The sequence below is a fragment of the Plantactinospora sp. B6F1 genome, from assembly GCF_040120695.1.
GTDB lineage: Bacteria > Actinomycetota > Actinomycetes > Mycobacteriales > Micromonosporaceae > Plantactinospora.
The window spans coordinates 162,282-177,759 of sequence record NZ_JBEEAC010000002.1 but is presented as its reverse complement, the minus strand read 5'-3'; the positions used below and the strand labels follow the sequence as shown (position 1 = coordinate 177,759).

The 15,478-nt window shown below is 70.1% G+C and carries 16 protein-coding genes and 2 pseudogenes; 6 read left to right on the top strand and 12 right to left on the bottom strand.

What is annotated here, in order from left to right; all coding sequences use genetic code 11:
* Positions 1-508: 508 nt before the first annotated feature.
* Positions 509-769: a hypothetical protein gene (locus tag ABNF97_RS03945; protein WP_349337674.1), complete on the top strand. Its 261-nt coding sequence runs from the start codon at positions 509-511 to the stop codon at positions 767-769.
* A 325-nt stretch (positions 770-1,094) separates the two neighbouring features.
* Here the strand turns inward: ABNF97_RS03945 and ABNF97_RS03940 are convergent, their stop codons facing one another.
* The gene (locus ABNF97_RS03940) at positions 1,095-2,504 is read right to left on the bottom strand and encodes an IS1380 family transposase (protein ID WP_349337673.1); all 1,410 of its coding nucleotides are present in this window, start codon (positions 2,502-2,504) and stop codon (positions 1,095-1,097) included.
* A gap of 387 nt (positions 2,505-2,891) precedes the next feature.
* On the opposite strand from ABNF97_RS03940, the gene ABNF97_RS03935 reads away from it, so the two are divergent.
* On the top strand, positions 2,892-3,068 hold the full coding sequence (locus ABNF97_RS03935; RefSeq protein ID WP_349337844.1) for a type II toxin-antitoxin system RelE family toxin: 177 nt from the start codon (positions 2,892-2,894) through the stop codon (positions 3,066-3,068).
* Positions 3,069-3,120: 52 nt separating this feature from the next.
* Positions 3,121-4,047, top strand: a complete 927-nt coding sequence (locus tag ABNF97_RS03930) for an SEC-C metal-binding domain-containing protein (RefSeq protein WP_349337672.1) — start codon at positions 3,121-3,123, stop codon at positions 4,045-4,047.
* Between the two features lie 286 nt (positions 4,048-4,333).
* On the opposite strand, the gene ABNF97_RS03925 is transcribed toward ABNF97_RS03930, so the two are convergent.
* Together ABNF97_RS03925 and ABNF97_RS03920 are read right to left on the bottom strand one after the other, a co-directional pair.
* The gene (locus ABNF97_RS03925) at positions 4,334-4,591 is read right to left on the bottom strand and encodes a hypothetical protein (RefSeq protein WP_349337671.1); all 258 of its coding nucleotides are present in this window, start codon (positions 4,589-4,591) and stop codon (positions 4,334-4,336) included.
* Entirely contained in the window at positions 4,584-4,877 is a 294-nt protein-coding gene (locus tag ABNF97_RS03920; protein ID WP_349337670.1) for a hypothetical protein, read from the bottom strand. Before ABNF97_RS03920 ends, ABNF97_RS03925 begins: the two co-directional genes overlap by 8 nt.
* Positions 4,878-5,401: 524 nt before the next feature.
* Between ABNF97_RS03920 and ABNF97_RS03915 the strand changes: the two genes are divergently transcribed.
* A complete protein-coding gene (locus ABNF97_RS03915; RefSeq protein WP_349337669.1) occupies positions 5,402-6,160 on the top strand; it encodes an XRE family transcriptional regulator in 759 nt (252 codons plus the stop codon).
* 2 nt (positions 6,161-6,162) lie between these two features.
* A complete protein-coding gene (locus tag ABNF97_RS03910; RefSeq protein ID WP_349337668.1) occupies positions 6,163-6,630 on the top strand; it encodes an NUDIX hydrolase in 468 nt (155 codons plus the stop codon).
* Here the strand turns inward: ABNF97_RS03910 and ABNF97_RS03905 are convergent.
* The 3 genes and pseudogenes from ABNF97_RS03905 to ABNF97_RS03895 form a co-directional block, all read right to left on the bottom strand.
* On the bottom strand, positions 6,618-7,184 hold the full coding sequence (locus ABNF97_RS03905) for an HD domain-containing protein (protein ID WP_349337667.1): 567 nt from the start codon (positions 7,182-7,184) through the stop codon (positions 6,618-6,620). The genes ABNF97_RS03910 and ABNF97_RS03905 overlap by 13 nt on opposite strands.
* Before the next feature lie 193 nt (positions 7,185-7,377).
* Positions 7,378-8,139 carry a pyridoxamine 5'-phosphate oxidase family protein gene (locus ABNF97_RS03900; RefSeq protein ID WP_349337666.1) on the bottom strand — a complete coding sequence of 254 codons (762 nt, stop codon included), beginning with the start codon at positions 8,137-8,139 and terminating at the stop codon, positions 7,378-7,380.
* 49 nt (positions 8,140-8,188) lie between these two features.
* Positions 8,189-8,335 (bottom strand): annotated as a pseudogene (locus ABNF97_RS03895) (DoxX family protein); the annotation flags it as partial.
* On the opposite strand from ABNF97_RS03895, the gene ABNF97_RS03890 reads away from it, so the two are divergent.
* On the top strand, positions 8,268-8,420 hold the full coding sequence (locus ABNF97_RS03890) for a hypothetical protein (protein WP_349337860.1): 153 nt from the start codon (positions 8,268-8,270) through the stop codon (positions 8,418-8,420). The pseudogene ABNF97_RS03895 and the gene ABNF97_RS03890 sit on opposite strands and share 68 nt — an antisense overlap.
* Before the next feature lie 53 nt (positions 8,421-8,473).
* On the opposite strand, the gene ABNF97_RS03885 is transcribed toward ABNF97_RS03890, so the two are convergent.
* The 6 genes and pseudogenes from ABNF97_RS03885 to ABNF97_RS03860 all read right to left on the bottom strand — a co-directional run bounded on the left by ABNF97_RS03885 (position 8,474) and on the right by ABNF97_RS03860 (position 15,344).
* Positions 8,474-11,248, bottom strand: a complete 2,775-nt coding sequence (locus ABNF97_RS03885; RefSeq protein ID WP_349337665.1) for an ABC transporter permease — start codon at positions 11,246-11,248, stop codon at positions 8,474-8,476.
* On the bottom strand, positions 11,248-11,961 hold the full coding sequence (locus tag ABNF97_RS03880) for an ABC transporter ATP-binding protein (RefSeq protein WP_349337664.1): 714 nt from the start codon (positions 11,959-11,961) through the stop codon (positions 11,248-11,250). Before ABNF97_RS03880 ends, ABNF97_RS03885 begins: the two co-directional genes overlap by 1 nt.
* Positions 11,958-12,548 carry a PadR family transcriptional regulator gene (locus ABNF97_RS03875; RefSeq protein WP_349337663.1) on the bottom strand — a complete coding sequence of 197 codons (591 nt, stop codon included), beginning with the start codon at positions 12,546-12,548 and terminating at the stop codon, positions 11,958-11,960. The genes ABNF97_RS03880 and ABNF97_RS03875 overlap by 4 nt, the downstream gene beginning before the upstream one ends.
* Before the next feature lie 112 nt (positions 12,549-12,660).
* Positions 12,661-13,638 (bottom strand): aldo/keto reductase, encoded by a 978-nt coding sequence (locus ABNF97_RS03870; RefSeq protein WP_349337843.1) that lies wholly within the window; start codon positions 13,636-13,638, stop codon positions 12,661-12,663.
* A 180-nt stretch (positions 13,639-13,818) separates the two neighbouring features.
* Positions 13,819-14,709 (bottom strand): annotated as a pseudogene (locus ABNF97_RS03865) (GlxA family transcriptional regulator); the annotation flags it as partial.
* On the bottom strand, positions 14,706-15,344 hold the full coding sequence (locus ABNF97_RS03860) for a cysteine hydrolase family protein (protein ID WP_349337662.1): 639 nt from the start codon (positions 15,342-15,344) through the stop codon (positions 14,706-14,708). The pseudogene ABNF97_RS03865 and the gene ABNF97_RS03860, both read right to left, overlap by 4 nt.
* Positions 15,345-15,478 lie beyond the last annotated feature (134 nt).

Genomic DNA, 15,478 nt, shown 5'->3' with positions numbered 1-15,478 from the left:
CCCCGCCGAGACACACCCGGCAGTACGGCAATCCGCTCCCCAGGACGTCGGCGCCGATGTGTGTCGGCGCGTACGCGATCCGGTGCCCTACGCGGCATAGCTCTCTGGGGCCAAGGCCATGATTCGATCATGCCACGCCGATTACACGCTCCGGAAGTAGGGCCGTGACGATCGCGAGGGTGGCCGGCGCCGTCGAGGGTGGGGCGATCGCTGCCGCGCCGCTTCGCGGCTTGGCACCGGAGTACGTGGTCCATGCGCGCGGTGACCCGGCGCCATGGCAAGCCGCCCCGGCCCAAAAGGCCGGGGCGGGAAGCCGCACGACGCCGGTCGGCCGCGCCGCCGAGCCGGGCCATTCACGGGCCATAAGCCGGTGCCGTAGACGGTCACCAGCGGGCAGGAGTGGTCAGCGCTACCCCGCCGCTGACCAGGCACTCCGGACAGACCCGGACAGCCGGAAACGATCTTCCAAACTGACGGTGCCGACCCTGGTTCGGTCTACCATCGCTGAATGTGGGACGACGACATCAGCGGGCACGTCTGGCGCGAGGAGGCTGCGAAGAGGTCGCCGCTTGCCCAGGATGCTGAGGCGCTCGGCCGGCTGATAGAGCAGGACCAGGACCCGGCCGAGGTCTCCTACTATGAGGCGTTTGCAGACCCAGATGCTCAGGCGCTGGACGATGCGCAGCGCTCCTACGCGGGTCAGTACCTCCGGCGCTTGCGGCGGCTTCGCGAGCGCGACAGGCGCGCCAAGACCGGCCCGGAGGCGTGAGCGCTGTACAGCCATTCGTACAGCCAAATTAGCCGATTGGCGTACGGCGACGATCGACGCTGCCAGACACGGCGCCCAGGTCAGCGACGGTGGTCGACATCGGCCGCCACCGGTCTTGATCTCTGCAAAGCAGGACTCGGTCGTCGCCGAGCCGAGAAGATCAACTAGCCCTGCTCTTTCATGAGGCTTGTGGCAGCGGCTGGCGATCTACCTTGTATCGATGTTGATGCATGCGTTCCGGGGTGGGTGTGGTGAGGTAACCGACGTGGGTGTCGGCGTCCTCCAGGACCTTCCGGTTGTGGTTGTGGGGGCGGGTTGTGGCTGGTCAGGTGGCGGGTTGGGGTAGCGCGGTCAGGCGGGCGAAGGCGGTGGCGAGGTGGTGTCGCCAGGGCCAGGTCGCGGCGATACGCAGGCGTAACCGTCGGCCACCACGGGTCAGGCGGGCGGGGACGTGTAGGAGTCGATAACGCAGTTTCTTCGGCTCCGCACGGGCCAGGTCGCCGTCGAGGAGCAACAGTTGGGTCCAGGCCAGCAGGTCGATGGCGGTCAGGGCGAGTTCGAGCCAGGCGGCGTTGATGGCGAAGATCCGGGACGGGAATCTGCCGAAGCCGGTGTTCTTGCCGCATCTGATGCGGTCTTCGACGCGGGCGTGGGCGCGGTGGCGGACCTCGAGGTGCTGGATCGGAGCGTCACCGTGCGGGGTGTCGGTGATGAAGACCTGGTGCCGCCAGCCGGTGACCTCGTCGAACAGGGACAACTGTGCGCCGGGGTGCGGTCGTTCCCGCCGGACGATCATGCGGGTGCCCGCCGGGTAGCCGGTGAGGTCGACCAGGCCGGTGATCTCGCAGATCTCGGCGTGTTCCCGCAGATCGGCGTCGGTGTCCAGGGCCGGGAGCCACAGCTGCGGCTGGTCGACCAGCCACGCCAGCCGTTGCCGTAGCGGCGTGGTGATCGCCGCGCCGATCGAGAACCGGATGTCGACACCGTGCTCGCGTAGACTGCGGATGTGGGCCAGGAACTCCTTGGTGCAGCCGGCGGTGTCGGCCCGGACGAGGACCGGGGTGCCGTACCGCTGCGGCTCGGGGATCTGCGCCAGGCAGGCGTCCAGCACGGTGATGTGATCCGCGGCGGTGTTCGACCCGGCGTTACCCGCCCGCAGCAGCGCGGCGAGGGCTTCTCCGGTGTTGTCCAGGAACCCGAACAACGGGTGGTAGCCGTACGAATGCTTGAACGTGGGTCCGGTGTTCTCCTTCTCGGAGTGGCAGATCACCAGGCTGGCGTCCAGGTCGATGACCAGACCCGGGATATCGCGTCCACCGGCCCGCGCGGCGGGGACTGGCCGGCCGGTCTCGGCGGCCTGCGCCCACATCACCTCACGCGCGGCCGCCCGCGCCTGCCGAAGGGCGGCCAGTCGGTCGGTGTCGATGCCGGCCAGGACCCGCCACGCCGTTGGTGTGGAAGCCACCGGCCCGAACACCCCGGGCTGGTCACGCAGCACCACGAGGTCGCTGATCGCCTCCCCGCCGTCGGCGAGCATCACCGCCAGGTCCACCGCGACCCGTCCCGGGTCATGACCGACCTCCCGACGCCGTAACCCGGCCAGGACGTCGCTCACCGAGCGGGTCAGACCGGTGACATCAGCCAGGTCGGCAAGCAGCCGGGTCCCGGCATGCGCGGCCACGCCCGCGCCGTCAGTGCTGACCATCAGCTTCGGACGCGACCAGGTACTCTGCACGCGGAAAGTGCCTTCCGTTCCGATGATGTAAAGCCTTCGACAAGCCACATCATCCCAGTTCAGAAGGCACTTTCGTCATCCCTGCCCGCAATGTGGATCACCACTCGTGAAACACCCGGGCTAGTACAGCGCCAGTACAAACGAGAGTCGTAAGAGATGCGAGACGTCGAGAGATGCCGAGGACGGTGGCGCAGGTCGGGGCAGCGATCGGTCCGTTTCGCGTCGATCTTCCTGGTGCTCGCGCTTTAGGGGTTCGAGTCCCCTCGGCTCCACTCACCTTCCTGACCTGCTGGTTCGTGGCGGGATGTGCAGCGCACCACGCCAACCGTTCGTCGAGCGCTCGCCGAACGGTTGCCAGAGGCCGTCGCGGTCGCCGCGTACGAGTTCATGACCGGGCCGTTGGTACGAGAGCCCTACCGGGTCGGGAAGCCCTTGCTGCCTCCGTTGTCTGATCGATTCAGCGCCCGGCGAGGCACCTACCGGATCATCTACCGCATCCACGACGACAACCACACCGTGACCGTAGTGGACATTGATCACCGAAGAGATGTGTACCGCTCCTGACGCCCCTGGCCCTCCTGCCTCATGTGCGATGGCATTCAGTACCGTGAGCACCGTGTCGACGAGCGTGGCTGACGAGGCAGCAGCCCTTGAGGCCGAGGCGGAGCAGTATCCGGACGAGCGAGGTGAGATCCTGCTCGAGGCTGCCGACGCATGGCGGCGGGCGGGGCGGCTCGACCGGGCAGCTGACCTGCTGAGCAGGCTGATCATTGACGGCGGCGAGGACGGCTGCCTCGCCATGGTGCAGCTCGCCGAGGTGCGATTCGAGCAAGGCGACATCGATGAGGCGCGTATCGTGCTGGATCGCCTGGCTCACGACGCAGCGACGAGCGACGGTCATTGCACGCTGGTCGCCGAACTGCTTGCCGAGCGCGGGGACCTGCACGGTGCGTTGCGCTGGTACGACCGGGCGGTGGCCCGCCTGTCGGCCGAGGAGCTGCGGGCGCTGAACGGCTCGGATGGCTGGATGCAGATGTCGTCGGTGATGCTTCGCAACCGTCGTGATGTCCGTCGACGGTTGGGGCTGGTACCGGACGTTACCGATGAGCTGGTTCCGGCCACGCCGCCGCAGCGGCAGCGGATCGTCGACGTGGATGGTGTGCGGGAGGCCGTGGAGTCTGGACGGGTGCCAGGGCAGGTGCGGATGGTGATCTTTCAGCGTCAGGAGCGGGCCGAGGCGCGACGGCGGTGGCCCCAGGAACACGACACGACCGACGACGAGCACTATCAGGCTGCGGAGCGTCGGTGGCGTGAGTTGGCAGACGACGGTGTGCCAACCATCCGGGTGGTGCCGGCAACTGTCACCGACCTCTGCGAGTTCGCCGACCGGGTTGGCGGGTCTCCCCTCGATCCGGCGCTCAAGGCCCGCTACAGCGAGACACTTCCAGAGGAGCGCACGATCGCGTGGCCGCCACCGCGCAACTCTCCATGCTGGTGCGGATCGACAGCCAAGTACAAGAAGTGTTGCGGCCGTGCGGTCTGAGTGGCGCCCTCCGACGCGCGGCACACGGTAGTCCGTCACAACGCGGCCCTGCCCGCCATCGCTCTTGTTGATGGCAGGGGTAGCGGGTCACCGGCGATCGTGGCGGTGTGGTTCGCATGGTGGTACCTCCGGCCCACCACACACTGCCCTGACCAGACGTAACGCTTGATTCATGATCATCGAGTGCAACGTCAGTACAAGTTTCATCCATGCTGGACGGCCTATGCGAGTCAAGCCGGACCTGCCGCCCGCAGCTCTGCCAGGGCAGCAGCGGGCAGATAGACACTCACCGCGCCGACCCCGGGCGATGCTGCCGATGAACGGCCAGGAGCGAGGCCCGCACCAGGATCCGCGCCCGGTCGGACGACCGGCCATCCTGCCCGATCTTCACGCCTTCCAGCCAGACCCACTCGTCCTGCTCCGGCCGGTTCGCCACCAGCCGTACCCCGGTCACCCACAGCGTGACCGGCCCGTCGGTCGACCGGAGCCGGTCAGCGGCGTCGATCCGGATCACGTCACCGAGCTGGACCCGTACGTCAAACACCGCGCCCCCTCGTCGGCGCGGCCGGCCGCTGGGGAGGCCGCACGATCTGCGGGGCGACGCGCAGCCCGGCCAGCTGTACGAAGACCTCCCGCCGGTCGGTCGCTTGCCCGTCCCGGTCGAGGGCATACCCGGTCAGCCAGCACCAACCGTGGTACGTCGGACGCTCCGATACGTTGATCACCCGCAGCACCAGCGTCCGATCTCCGGCGAACTGCACCGAGGCTTGTCTGTCCAGCAACAGCACCTCACCCGGCTTCGGCACCACGGCGCCGCCTGGTCCCGGCATCAGTACGCCGTCCCTTCCCGAGGTTGGAGGGGCGTCGAGGCGGGCGGGCATTCAGACGGCCGCACGTCGACCGTACGGCCAGGCGTCGGCACCCACCCCCGACGCCAAACTGATGAGGCCGACGCCAGACGCAGACCCAAGCCCGAGCAGTCCAGACACGACCGCCGCGCCAACGACCGCGCCGGAGCGCACGCCACCGCGGCCGAGCGAAGCCCAGCCCGACCAGTCACGTACTTCCAGCCAGCGCCGGAGCAGTGCGGACAGATCGACACTGAGCCGACCGCCGCAGACGCGTCGATGATGTTCGTCAGCCCGGCAGCGGAACGCTGCGGATCGCTCGTGGTTCCTGCACCATCCGACATCGAATCTCTCTCCAGGTGACAACCGGTCGAAGGTCGTAGGACCGATACGAACAGGGTTGATCAGAAAGAGAGACACCCAGACTCCACCGCTGGACAACTTGGGACGTCTTGACTAGCTTCAAGTCGTCCCTACCTGTCACCCCTGCTGCGGAGTTACTGGACATGCCGAACGACCGACTACGGGACGCACTCCTGCGCAACGGGCTGACCCCCGTCACCGTCGCCGAGAAGCTGAGCGTCGACCCGAAGAGCGTCGAACGGTGGATGACGCAGGACCGCACCCCCTACCCCCGGCACCGCCACGCCATCGCCGCCCTCGTCCGCGAGAGCGAGTCATACCTCTGGCCCCGCGCCGTATCCCCAGAGAAGGCAGCCCGGATCGCCCGATCCGAAGTCGTCCAGGTCTACCCCCGGCGGGCCGCCGTACCCCACGACCTGTGGGGGCGGCTGCTCCGTAACGCCGCCAGCCAGATCGGGATTCTCGTCTACGCTGGCCTGTTCCTGGTCGAGCAAGAGCCGAGGTTGATCCAACTCCTGAAAGCCAAGGCAGCCGAAGGCGTGAAGGTTCGCATCCTGCTCGGCGACCCCGACGCCGAGGCAATCGCACTGAAGAGTGTCGAGGAAGGCACCGTCGGAGTGATGAAAGCAAAAATCGAACAGGTCATGCAGTACTACCGACACCTACGAGGCGTCGACAACACGCACGTCAGCTTCCACCAAACGACCCTCTACAACTCGATCTACCGCTTCGATGACGAGATGCTGGTCAACACCCACGTCTACGGCTTCCCCGCCCCACACGCCCCCGTCATGCACATCCGCAAACTCTCCGGCGGAGACCTGTTCGACACCTACTCCGACAGCTTCGACCGGGTCGTGACCGCCTCACGCCCCGCCTGGCCAGCCGAGGTAGCAGCCTAACCATGGCAAGGATCGACCACTACCACGAACCCGACGCCCCAAAGGCCAACAGCATCGTCGTCGCCGTCACCGTCTTCGTTAAAGACGCCCAAGGCCGCGTTCTTCTCATCCAGCGGACCGACAACGGGCTATGGTCCATCCCCGGCGGCGGACAAGAAATCGGCGAATACATCGCCGAAACAGCGGTACGAGAAACACGCGAGGAAACCGGGATCGAAGTCGAAGTCACCGGCATCGTCGGCGTCTACTCCGACCCACACCACGTCGTCGAATACTCAAACGGCGAAGTACGCCAACAATTCTCCGTCTGCTTCCGAGCCGAGTTCCGGGCCGGGACTCCGACCCAGAGCGACGAGTCAACCCACGTCCGCTGGGTACCACGCGACGAGCTGGACGCCCTCGACATCCATCCCTCGATCCGGCTACGGATCGCACACGGCTACGACCGCCACGCCCCCTACATCGGCTGAGACGGACCGACCCCAAGACGTTCCTCCGTACGGCGCACCGCCGCCACGATCTCCGGCTCGGCCCGGCTGATGAACCGGGTCACCAGATGATCAGCCCCATACCGGGAACGAATCTCCGCAAGCCGATCCAGGACCTCGAAGCTCTGCCCGTCCGGCCCGGTCGTCATGTCGGCGCAACAGAGCGCATCAGCCACCGGACCCTCCTCCCGCTCGAACTCCGCACCCAACACCGAGCCGAGCCCACGCTCCTCAGCCTCCAACCAGGCACAGGAATGATGCGCCACCAGGCCCGCCACACGCTCGTCAACCTCTTGCCGCCGCAGCCAACGAGCCCCGTCCAACGAGTGGAAACCCGTATCCACCAGGTCCGGGCTGTACCCCACATCATGAAGCCAGGCCGCAGCCATCAAGACGTCCCGATCCGAGGCGGGAACGGCTCCACTGATCTGCTCCGCCTTCGCAGCAACAGCCTGGACATGCCGCCAGCGTCTAGCAACCGGCTCCCGTAACCACTGACGGGCGAGCAGCCGCGCAGCATCGACACTGACCGTCATGCCGCGGAGCTTACGGAGACCGCCACCGACCCGCCACCCATGAAGCTTTCACCGATCATGTCCGGCAACCGGCGAATGAGCGGGATGTTCGGCAGCTCTCAGCCCGGCTCGCCTGGCGGCCACGCTGGGTACGGCGCAGAAGGAATCGCCCACTGCGCCTCAAGCACCCGTCGAACCTGGGGCGGACGTGTGCTCAGCCGCCGCGCCACTCGCCGGGCCGGCGAGGAGCCCAGCGGGCGGTTAGACCTTCGGGGCTCCGCCCCGAACCTGGCCTTCCTGCGGTGCTCGACGGGCGGGATCTCCTCGAGGCGAAGCAGTATCCGGACGAGCGAGCGCGCGCTTGCCGGAGGAACGCTTCAACGGTCGCTGTCGCAGTACCCGTAAGTGCTAGACCTGCCACTGGCCATCGACCATCAGGTCCCGGCCCGCGATCTCGTTGACCTCGCGCCAGGCCTGGATCAGGGTCGGGTCGGATCCGGAAGTACGGGTAGTTCGACGTGCGCGGGTCGAACCCGGTCTTGGCCGAGAACAGGTCACCGATGTCGTCGGTGATCTCGTCGACGATGACAGCGGTTCCCTCGATGAGCACGACGTCGCGGGTCGGCCCGATCGTGAGGCGGACCCGCCCACTGGCGCGCAGGTTGCGAGCCGTGGGGTTGGTGGCAGCCGTGGAGATCAGCAGCGTCTGGCCGTCCCAGAGGAACGACAGCGGCACCAGATACGGCGTGCCCGCCAGGTCGGCGGTGGCCACCCAGGCGTCGACGTCGTGTTCCAGCCGGTGCAGGGTGTCCTTCTTACGCTGTTGCAGCGGTCGGGGCGCAGGTGTCATGGCGTCGAGGCTCCTTCTGGTGGGCGCGGTTGCGACAGGCCTCAGCTTCCACCGTCCGACCGCGATGAGCGCCGCAACGCCACCCAGCACGAGATCGGCGGGCACCAACGCGTACTCGCCGCGCATGATGTGAAGCCAGCTGCGAGATCATTGTTAGCATCAGCCCGGCGGCGGCGAGTGGCGTCAGCTTTGGCTTGACCCGCGTCATCGCTGGCAGGAACAGGCCGATGCCTCCCAGCACCTCGCAGAGCCCGATGAAGACGATCAAGGGCTGCGGTACGGCCGCGTACCACGCCACGGCTCGGGGTGCCGCCGCGTACAACGTTCCGTCGTATATCAGTACCTTGCCGAAACCGCTGCCGGCAAAGAAGAAACCGCGCGTCGAGTCGCTGGAGCTGCCGCAATAGTGGTGCGGCCGGGCTCGCGGACGACCGGGGGCGTGCCGGGGCGGCGTCGCGGGTCAGCCGAGGCGACGGCGTTCGATGGGGAGCCGGGAGCGGGTCAGCAGGCCGGTGCCGAGCATGGCCACCAGCGGTACCACGAGCACCACCGCCAGGGTGGCCCACGGCACGGTGATCGGATACGCCGGGTCGCGCGGCCACTGGTACATCAGCGCCTGGTTGTAGGCGAAGAGCACCGCGGCGGACGCCCCGAGCCCGGCGAGCAGCCCCAGCACCGTACCCAGACCGGCGATCACCCCGGACTGGCTCAGTGACAGCCAGCGGCGTACGCCCGGACTGGCGCCGACGGCGGAGAGGATGGCCAGGTCGCCACGGCCATCGGCGGCGGCGAGGCCGGTGGCGACGGCGGCCGCTCCGAGCGTGACGAGGCCGGCGACCGCGGCCAGGATCAGCAGGGTCGGGTCGTGCGGGGTCACCGGTCGACGTTCGATCGTCGCGCCCAGCCCGCCCTGGTCGGTCAGGTCGCGCAGCCCGGCGGTCAGCCGATCCTGCTCGGCCTGGCTGGGCATCCGGTCGGTGGCCACGACGAGCCCGTACGGTCGGTCAGCGAGCTTCGCGGCCTTGACCGCGGCCGACGAGTAGATCGGACCGGGCAACCGGGTACCGGTGGTGGGCGCGTACCCGGGCACGCTCACGGTCGGCGCCTGCGCCAGCTTCTCGGGCGTTATCGGGCCGTGGACCGTCTCGTCGTACGCCTGAATGGTCACCTTGCCGTCGACCACGAGGCGTGGGTCGCCGACGAGTACACCGCCCGCCGCCAGTGTCTCGCGGGCCCGGGACAGATCCTCGCCGGTGGCCCTGGTCAGTGCGGTCACCGCCGCCGGCCCGGCGACCAGCTCACCGTAGCCGGCTCTGCTCGGCATCGTGGCGATCTCGCACCGCGGATCGGCGTTGGCAGCCCGCTGCTGGGTCCGGCTCAGCACCGCACCGCTGTTCGGGTCGTAGGGGCACCGGCGGTCCGGCGGCACCCGGAGGTGCAGCGCACAGTGCGGGAACACCGGCCGACCCGCCTTGACCGAGGTGGGCGGAGCGTCGACGGTCGGGCAGGCCACCTGGCCGACCGGGACGACCTCGGTCGCCGGCAACGTGTTCCGTACGACGGCCGCCACCTCCTTCATCGAGGCCCCGGGCTGCTGCTTGTGGTCGAGCGGTCCGGGCATCGGGTTGTTGATCACGAGCGCGTGCCCGATGGGAAGGCCAGCCCGGTACTGCGCGTCCGCCCTCGCGTTCTGTGCGGTGAGTACGACGCCGATCGCCACGCTGCCGGCCACCGCCGCCATCACCGCCGCCACGGCAGGTACGGCCGCGGCCCGGTTTCGGGCGGTGTCGCGCAGTGCGATCCGCGGGGCGAGCGGCAGCGCCTGGCCGAGCCGGGCGACCAGCCCCACCAGTGCCGGCGTACACAGCACCAGGCCCAACTCGGCGAGGACCAGGCCGGTGAGGATGACGTTGGAGGACACCTGCCAGGCGCCGTACCCGGCGGCGGCTGCCCCGGTGCCGACGAGCGCCAGGCCGAGGAGCAGCCAGCCCTTGCGCGACTGGCGGATGCCACGACGCCCGGTCAGCGCGGTGACGACGTCGCCGCGGGCCACGGTGAAGGCGGGCACCAGGGCCGCGAGCAACCCGGTGCCGACGGCGAGGACGGCGATGGCGACCAGTGCGAGGGGAAACACCCGGTATCCGCCGGCCCGCTGCTGCGCCAGGTGCACCTCGACCAGCGGGCGGAACGCGAACGCGGCCACCACGCCGAGCAGCAGTCCCGGGACGGCGGCGAGCACGCCGAGCACGACACCGTCGGCCAGCACGATACGGCGCAGGTGTGCCGGCGTCCCCCCGTTGGCGGCAACCAGCCCGAGCTCGCGTTGGCGGCGGCGGGCACCGACCGCGAATACCGGCCCGGCGAGCAGCATCACCTCGAGCACGCCCAGCCCGACTACGAGCCCACCGGCGGCCACGGTTCGCAGGCTGACGTCGTCGTCGCCGCTGTCCCGGTAGTACGGGTCCGAGGGGTCGAGGGCGGGCGGGTTCAACAGCACCGCCCGCGAGACGACCACCATGCCGCGCTCGTTGAGCTGCCTGACCCCGGCCCAGTCCACCGCCGCGGGTGCGTCCCACAACCAGCCGTGGGAGTCGTAGCTGGCCCCGCCGCCGGGCCCCGCGTCCGGCGCGAACACCACCTGCTCGGCCAGCTCGGCGGGGAACTCGACGATTCCGGTGACTGTCCACGAGGCCTTCCGGTCGGCGCTCCGCACGGTGTCGCCGATCCGGGCGGCCAGCCGGGCCGCCGCCTGCTCGGTGAGCGCGACCTCGCCGCCGGTCGTCGGGGCGTGACCTTCGTGCAGCATGACGAGGCCCGCCACCATCGGGTCTGTCACGTCCATGGCGTACGCCGCGAGGTCTCCCACCCCGTTTCCGGTACGGAGCGGGACGGTGCCCCTCCGGATCGGCGTCACCCTGCTGCCGTCGGGAAGCGCGGCGAGCAGGTCTTCGGCCGATACCGTGGCGGCGTGCGAGGAGGTGTCCGAGGAGTGGCCGTCCCCGGTGGGATCCTGCCGGACCGGCCCGGTGTCGACCCACTCGATCCTCGCGTCGGCGGCACCGAGCAGGCGGGTGGCCTCCTCCTCGGGGGTGAGCCGGAACATGTCGTAGCTGACGGCGGCGGCGCTCAGCGCCAGCACCGGCAACGCGAGCATCGCGATCGCCAGTGCCGAGCGTCCCTTCGCGCGGCGCGCCTCCCGGCGGGCGATCCGCAGCGCGGTCAGCCAGCTCCTCATCACGCCCGCCCCAGGAGTTGCTCGGCCGCCGCCAGCGGGCCCGAGGTGTCGGCGATGACGCCGTCACGCAGGAACACCACCCGGTCGGCCCAGGCGGCGTGCCGGGCCTCGTGGGTCACCAGCACGCCGGCCGCGCCCGCGTCGACCCGGTTGCGCAGCAGCCGCAGCACGGACTCGCCGGTCTGCGAGTCGAGCGCCCCGGTCGGCTCGTCGGCCAGGACGAGCCGACGGTCGCCGGCGAGGGCCCGGGCGATCGCGACCCGCTGCTGCTGACCGCCGGACATCTCGTCGGGGAATCGCGGCCCGAGGTCGGCCAGACCCACCTCGTGCAGGGCGGCCACGGCGAGCCGGCGGGCCCGCCGCACCCCGGCGCCGTCCAGTTCGAGGGGGAGCGCGACGTTCTCCGCGGCGGTGAGGCTCGGCAGCAGGTTGAGGTCCTGGAAGACGTACCCGATCGAGCGTCGTCGCAGCGCGGCGAGCTGGCGACTGGAGAGCTTTCGTAGCTGCTGGTTCTCGACGTACACCTCACCCCGGGTGGGTCGGTCCAGTCCGCCGGCGAGGTTCAGCAGGGTCGACTTGCCGGAGCCGGACGGCCCCATCACGGCCACCAGTTCACCCGGCCGGACCGTCAGAGTGACGCCGCGCAGCGCGTGCACCGCGGCCTCGCCCGCGCCGTGGGTCCGGTAGGCGTCGCGGATCTCCAGCACGCTCATGCCGTCACCTCGGTGTGCTCGGGCGCCGGGCTCGGCGTGCCGGTGGCCGATGGCACCGGGCGGGTGAGGTCGTGTCGGACCAGGCTGGTCTCGCAGTGGTCGAGCCACCGCAGTTCGGCCTCGGCCTGGAAGATCATGGCGTCGAGCACCAGTCGCCACGCCAGGTCGGCGGGTCTGGGTTCGGGGTCGCGGGCCTTGAGTCGGGTGTACTCCTGCAGCGCCCGCATCGTCGCGGTGCGCTGGGTCTGCAGCACCGCCGCGACGTCGACCCCGGGGGTGGTGATGGCCAGCGCCAGCTTGATGGAGAGTTCGTCGCGGGGCCGGTCGGCCCGGCTGATCGGGGTGGCGAACCAACTGCCCAACTGCGTCCGGCCGGCATCCGTGATCTCGTACGGCTGCTGCCCCCCGTCGTTCTCCGGCAGCGGGCGCACGAGGCCGTCCCGCTCCAGCCTGGACAGTGTCGTGTAGACCTGCCCGATGTTCAGCGGCCAGGTGGCCCCGGTGGACTCCTCGAAGGCGGCGCGCAACTGGTAGCCGTGCATGGGGCCGCGTTCCAGCAACGCGAGCAGGCTGTGGCGGACTGACATAGCTACTGAGTATGCATACTCGGTATGGCGATGGCAATCTCGGCTCTGCGGCCCGGACCCTGCGCGAGGCCGTCAGGGCCGTCCCGGTGACCCCGACCCAGCGGCGGCCGGGTCAGAAACCTTCCGGAGCGTGCGGTACGTAGTGCTCGGCGAGCCGGCGCAGCGCCTCCTCGCCGAGGGTCAGCTCGACCGCGGCGACCGCGTCGGTGAGATGTCCCGGCTTCGTCGCGCCGACGATCGGGGCGGTCACCGCCGGCTGGTGCAGCAGCCAGGCGAGCGCGACCTGCGCCCGGGGGACCCCGAGCTCGCTCGCCACCTCGGCGACCGCGCCGACCACCCGCCGGTCGGCCTCCTCGGCCTGCCGGTAGAGGGTGCCGCCGAAGTCGTCCGTCTCGCTGCGCGCGGTGCTGACGTCCCAGTCCCGGACCAGCCGGCCCCGGGCCAGCGGGCTCCACGGCAGCACCCCGACGCCCTGGTCGAGGCAGAACGGGAGCATCTCCCGCTCCTCCTCGCGCATGATCAGGTTGTACTGGTCCTGCATGGAGACGAACCGGGTCCAGCCGTGCAGGTCGGCGGTGTACTGCGCCTGCGCGAACTGCCAGGTCCACATCGAGGAGGCGCCGAGGTAGCGCACCTTGCCGGCCCGTACCAGGTCGTGCAGCGCCTCCATCGTCTCCTCGATCGGCACATTCGGGTCGTACCGGTGGATCTGGTAGAGGTCGATGTAGTCGGTGCCGAGCCGGCGCAGGCTCTCGTCGACCTGGGTGAGAATCGCCGCCCGGGACAGCCCGCCGCCCTTCGGCCCGGGACCCATCCGGCCGTGCACCTTGGTGGCGATGACCACCTCGTCCCGGCGGGCGAACTCGCCGAGCAGTCTGCCGGTGATCTCCTCGCTGCTGCCGAGGGAGTAGACGTTGGCGGTGTCGAAGGTGGTGATCCCGGCCTCGATGGCCTGCCGGAAGAACGGCCGCGCCCCGTCCAGCTCCATCGTCCAGGAGTGGGTGCCGCGCTGCGGGTCGCCGAAGCTCATGCAACCGAGGACGATCCTCGACACTTCCAGTCCCGAGCCGCCCAGCCGTACGTACCGCATCTCTACTCCTCGCCTCGTCCGTCGTCGTGCCCGGTGCAGGTGGCCGGCGTGACCCGACCTGCCGAGCCGTCGATCACCGGCTCCACGCAACGTACCCGCGCGGGCGGGACGGCTGGGAACGCGGCGACCCGGCTGACCCGGCTCGGCGACCGGGGCCCGGGCGCGTAGCCGGCGCAGCATCCGGGCGTCGCCGAAGCCGACCGCCCGGGCGGCGGCCTCGACGGTCGCACCGTGCCCGATCAGGTGTTCGGCGCGTTCGACCCGGAGCATCTGCTGGTAGCGCAGCGGCGTCACCCCGACGGCCCGGACGAAGACCCGGGTGAGGGTCCGCTCGCTGACCCCGACCGCCGAGGCCAGGTCGGCCAGGGCCAGCCGCTGCGCGAAGCGGGCGTCGAGGATGTCCTGCACCCGGTGCACCACGTCGCTGATGTGGCTCCGGTGCCGCAGCATCGCGCTGGCCTGCTGCTCGTCGCCGTTGCGCCGGGCGTAGACGACCATCTCCCGGGCCACCCGGGCGGCGAACCCGGGTCCGTGCCGGACGGCGAGCAGGTGCAGGGCCAGGTCGATCCCGCTGGCGATACCGGCCGAGGTGACCACGCGGTCGTCCACGACGTAGAGCACGTCCCGGACCACGACGGCCCGGGGATACCGTCGGGCCAGCTCGTCGGAGAGGTCGTGGTGGGTGGTGCACCGCCGGCCGTCCAGCAGCCCGGCGCCGGCCAGCGCGAACGCCCCGGCGCAGACGCTGGCGACGGTGCCGCCCCGACGGTGGTGCCGGACGAGCCGGTCCAGGGTCGAGGCGGCGAAACCGGCATCGCCGACCGGGCCGGCGTCGCGCCGGCCGGCCGGACGCCAGCCGGGGACCACGATCAGATCGTCCGGACCCAGCTCGGGCCAGTCGGTCCGGGCCCGCAGCGGTACGCCCTGGGTGGTGCACACCTCTTCCCGCTCGCCGACGTAGTGCAGGGCGTAGCCGCCGCCGAGGTCGGCGGCGGTGGAGAACGCCTGCGCCGGCCCGGCCAGGTCGAGCAGGTGCAGCCGGGCGGCGAGCAGGAAGACGATGTTGGTCACCCGACGGCCGACTCCGGCACGGCGGTCCGGTCGTCGGGAGCCGGGCTCGGATCCCCGGCCAGCTCCGCCACGGTACGGATGGTGGCGAAGCGGCCGGCCAGCGCGTACTCGGTGCGCGCGACGATCTCGTCGACGCCGAGCGTGCGCGGGTCGGCGAGGATCTCGGCCACGGTACGGCCGGGCGGGGCGTCGGGGTGCTCGATCGGGTTCGTCGCCGTCGCATCGGTCACGAACGTCACCAGGTAGCCGAGATCGCTGGCGAGCCGGGCGGTGGTCTCCACACACTGCTCGGTACGGATTCCGCAGACCGCCACCTCCGCCACGCCCGCTCCGGTCAGCAACTGCTGCAGGTTGGTGGTGGTGAACGCGTTGTGCGAGGTCTTGTGCAGCACCGGCTCGCCGGGTTCGGGCTCCAGGCCGTCCATCAACCGGACGAAGCCGAGCGCCGGGTCGAAGACATCGCCGGTGCCGGGCTCGGTGTGCAGTACCCAGACCACGAGATCACCGGAGGACCGGAACGCTTCGGTCAGCCGGCGTACCCGGTCGACGAGGTCCGGGTTGGAGGTGGCCGCCCAGATCGGCCGTTGCCGGAACGACTCCTGTACGTCGATGACGACGAGTGCACGCGATGACATGTCACCGATCCTGTCCGGTCCTGGCCGACGGCGGCAGACACCATCATGCCTGGCTCCGGAACGATCCGGTCAGCAGGCGGGGCCACCGGGCAGGTGCACCGCACCGGAGCGCCGACGGCCCCTTCCGGTCGGGG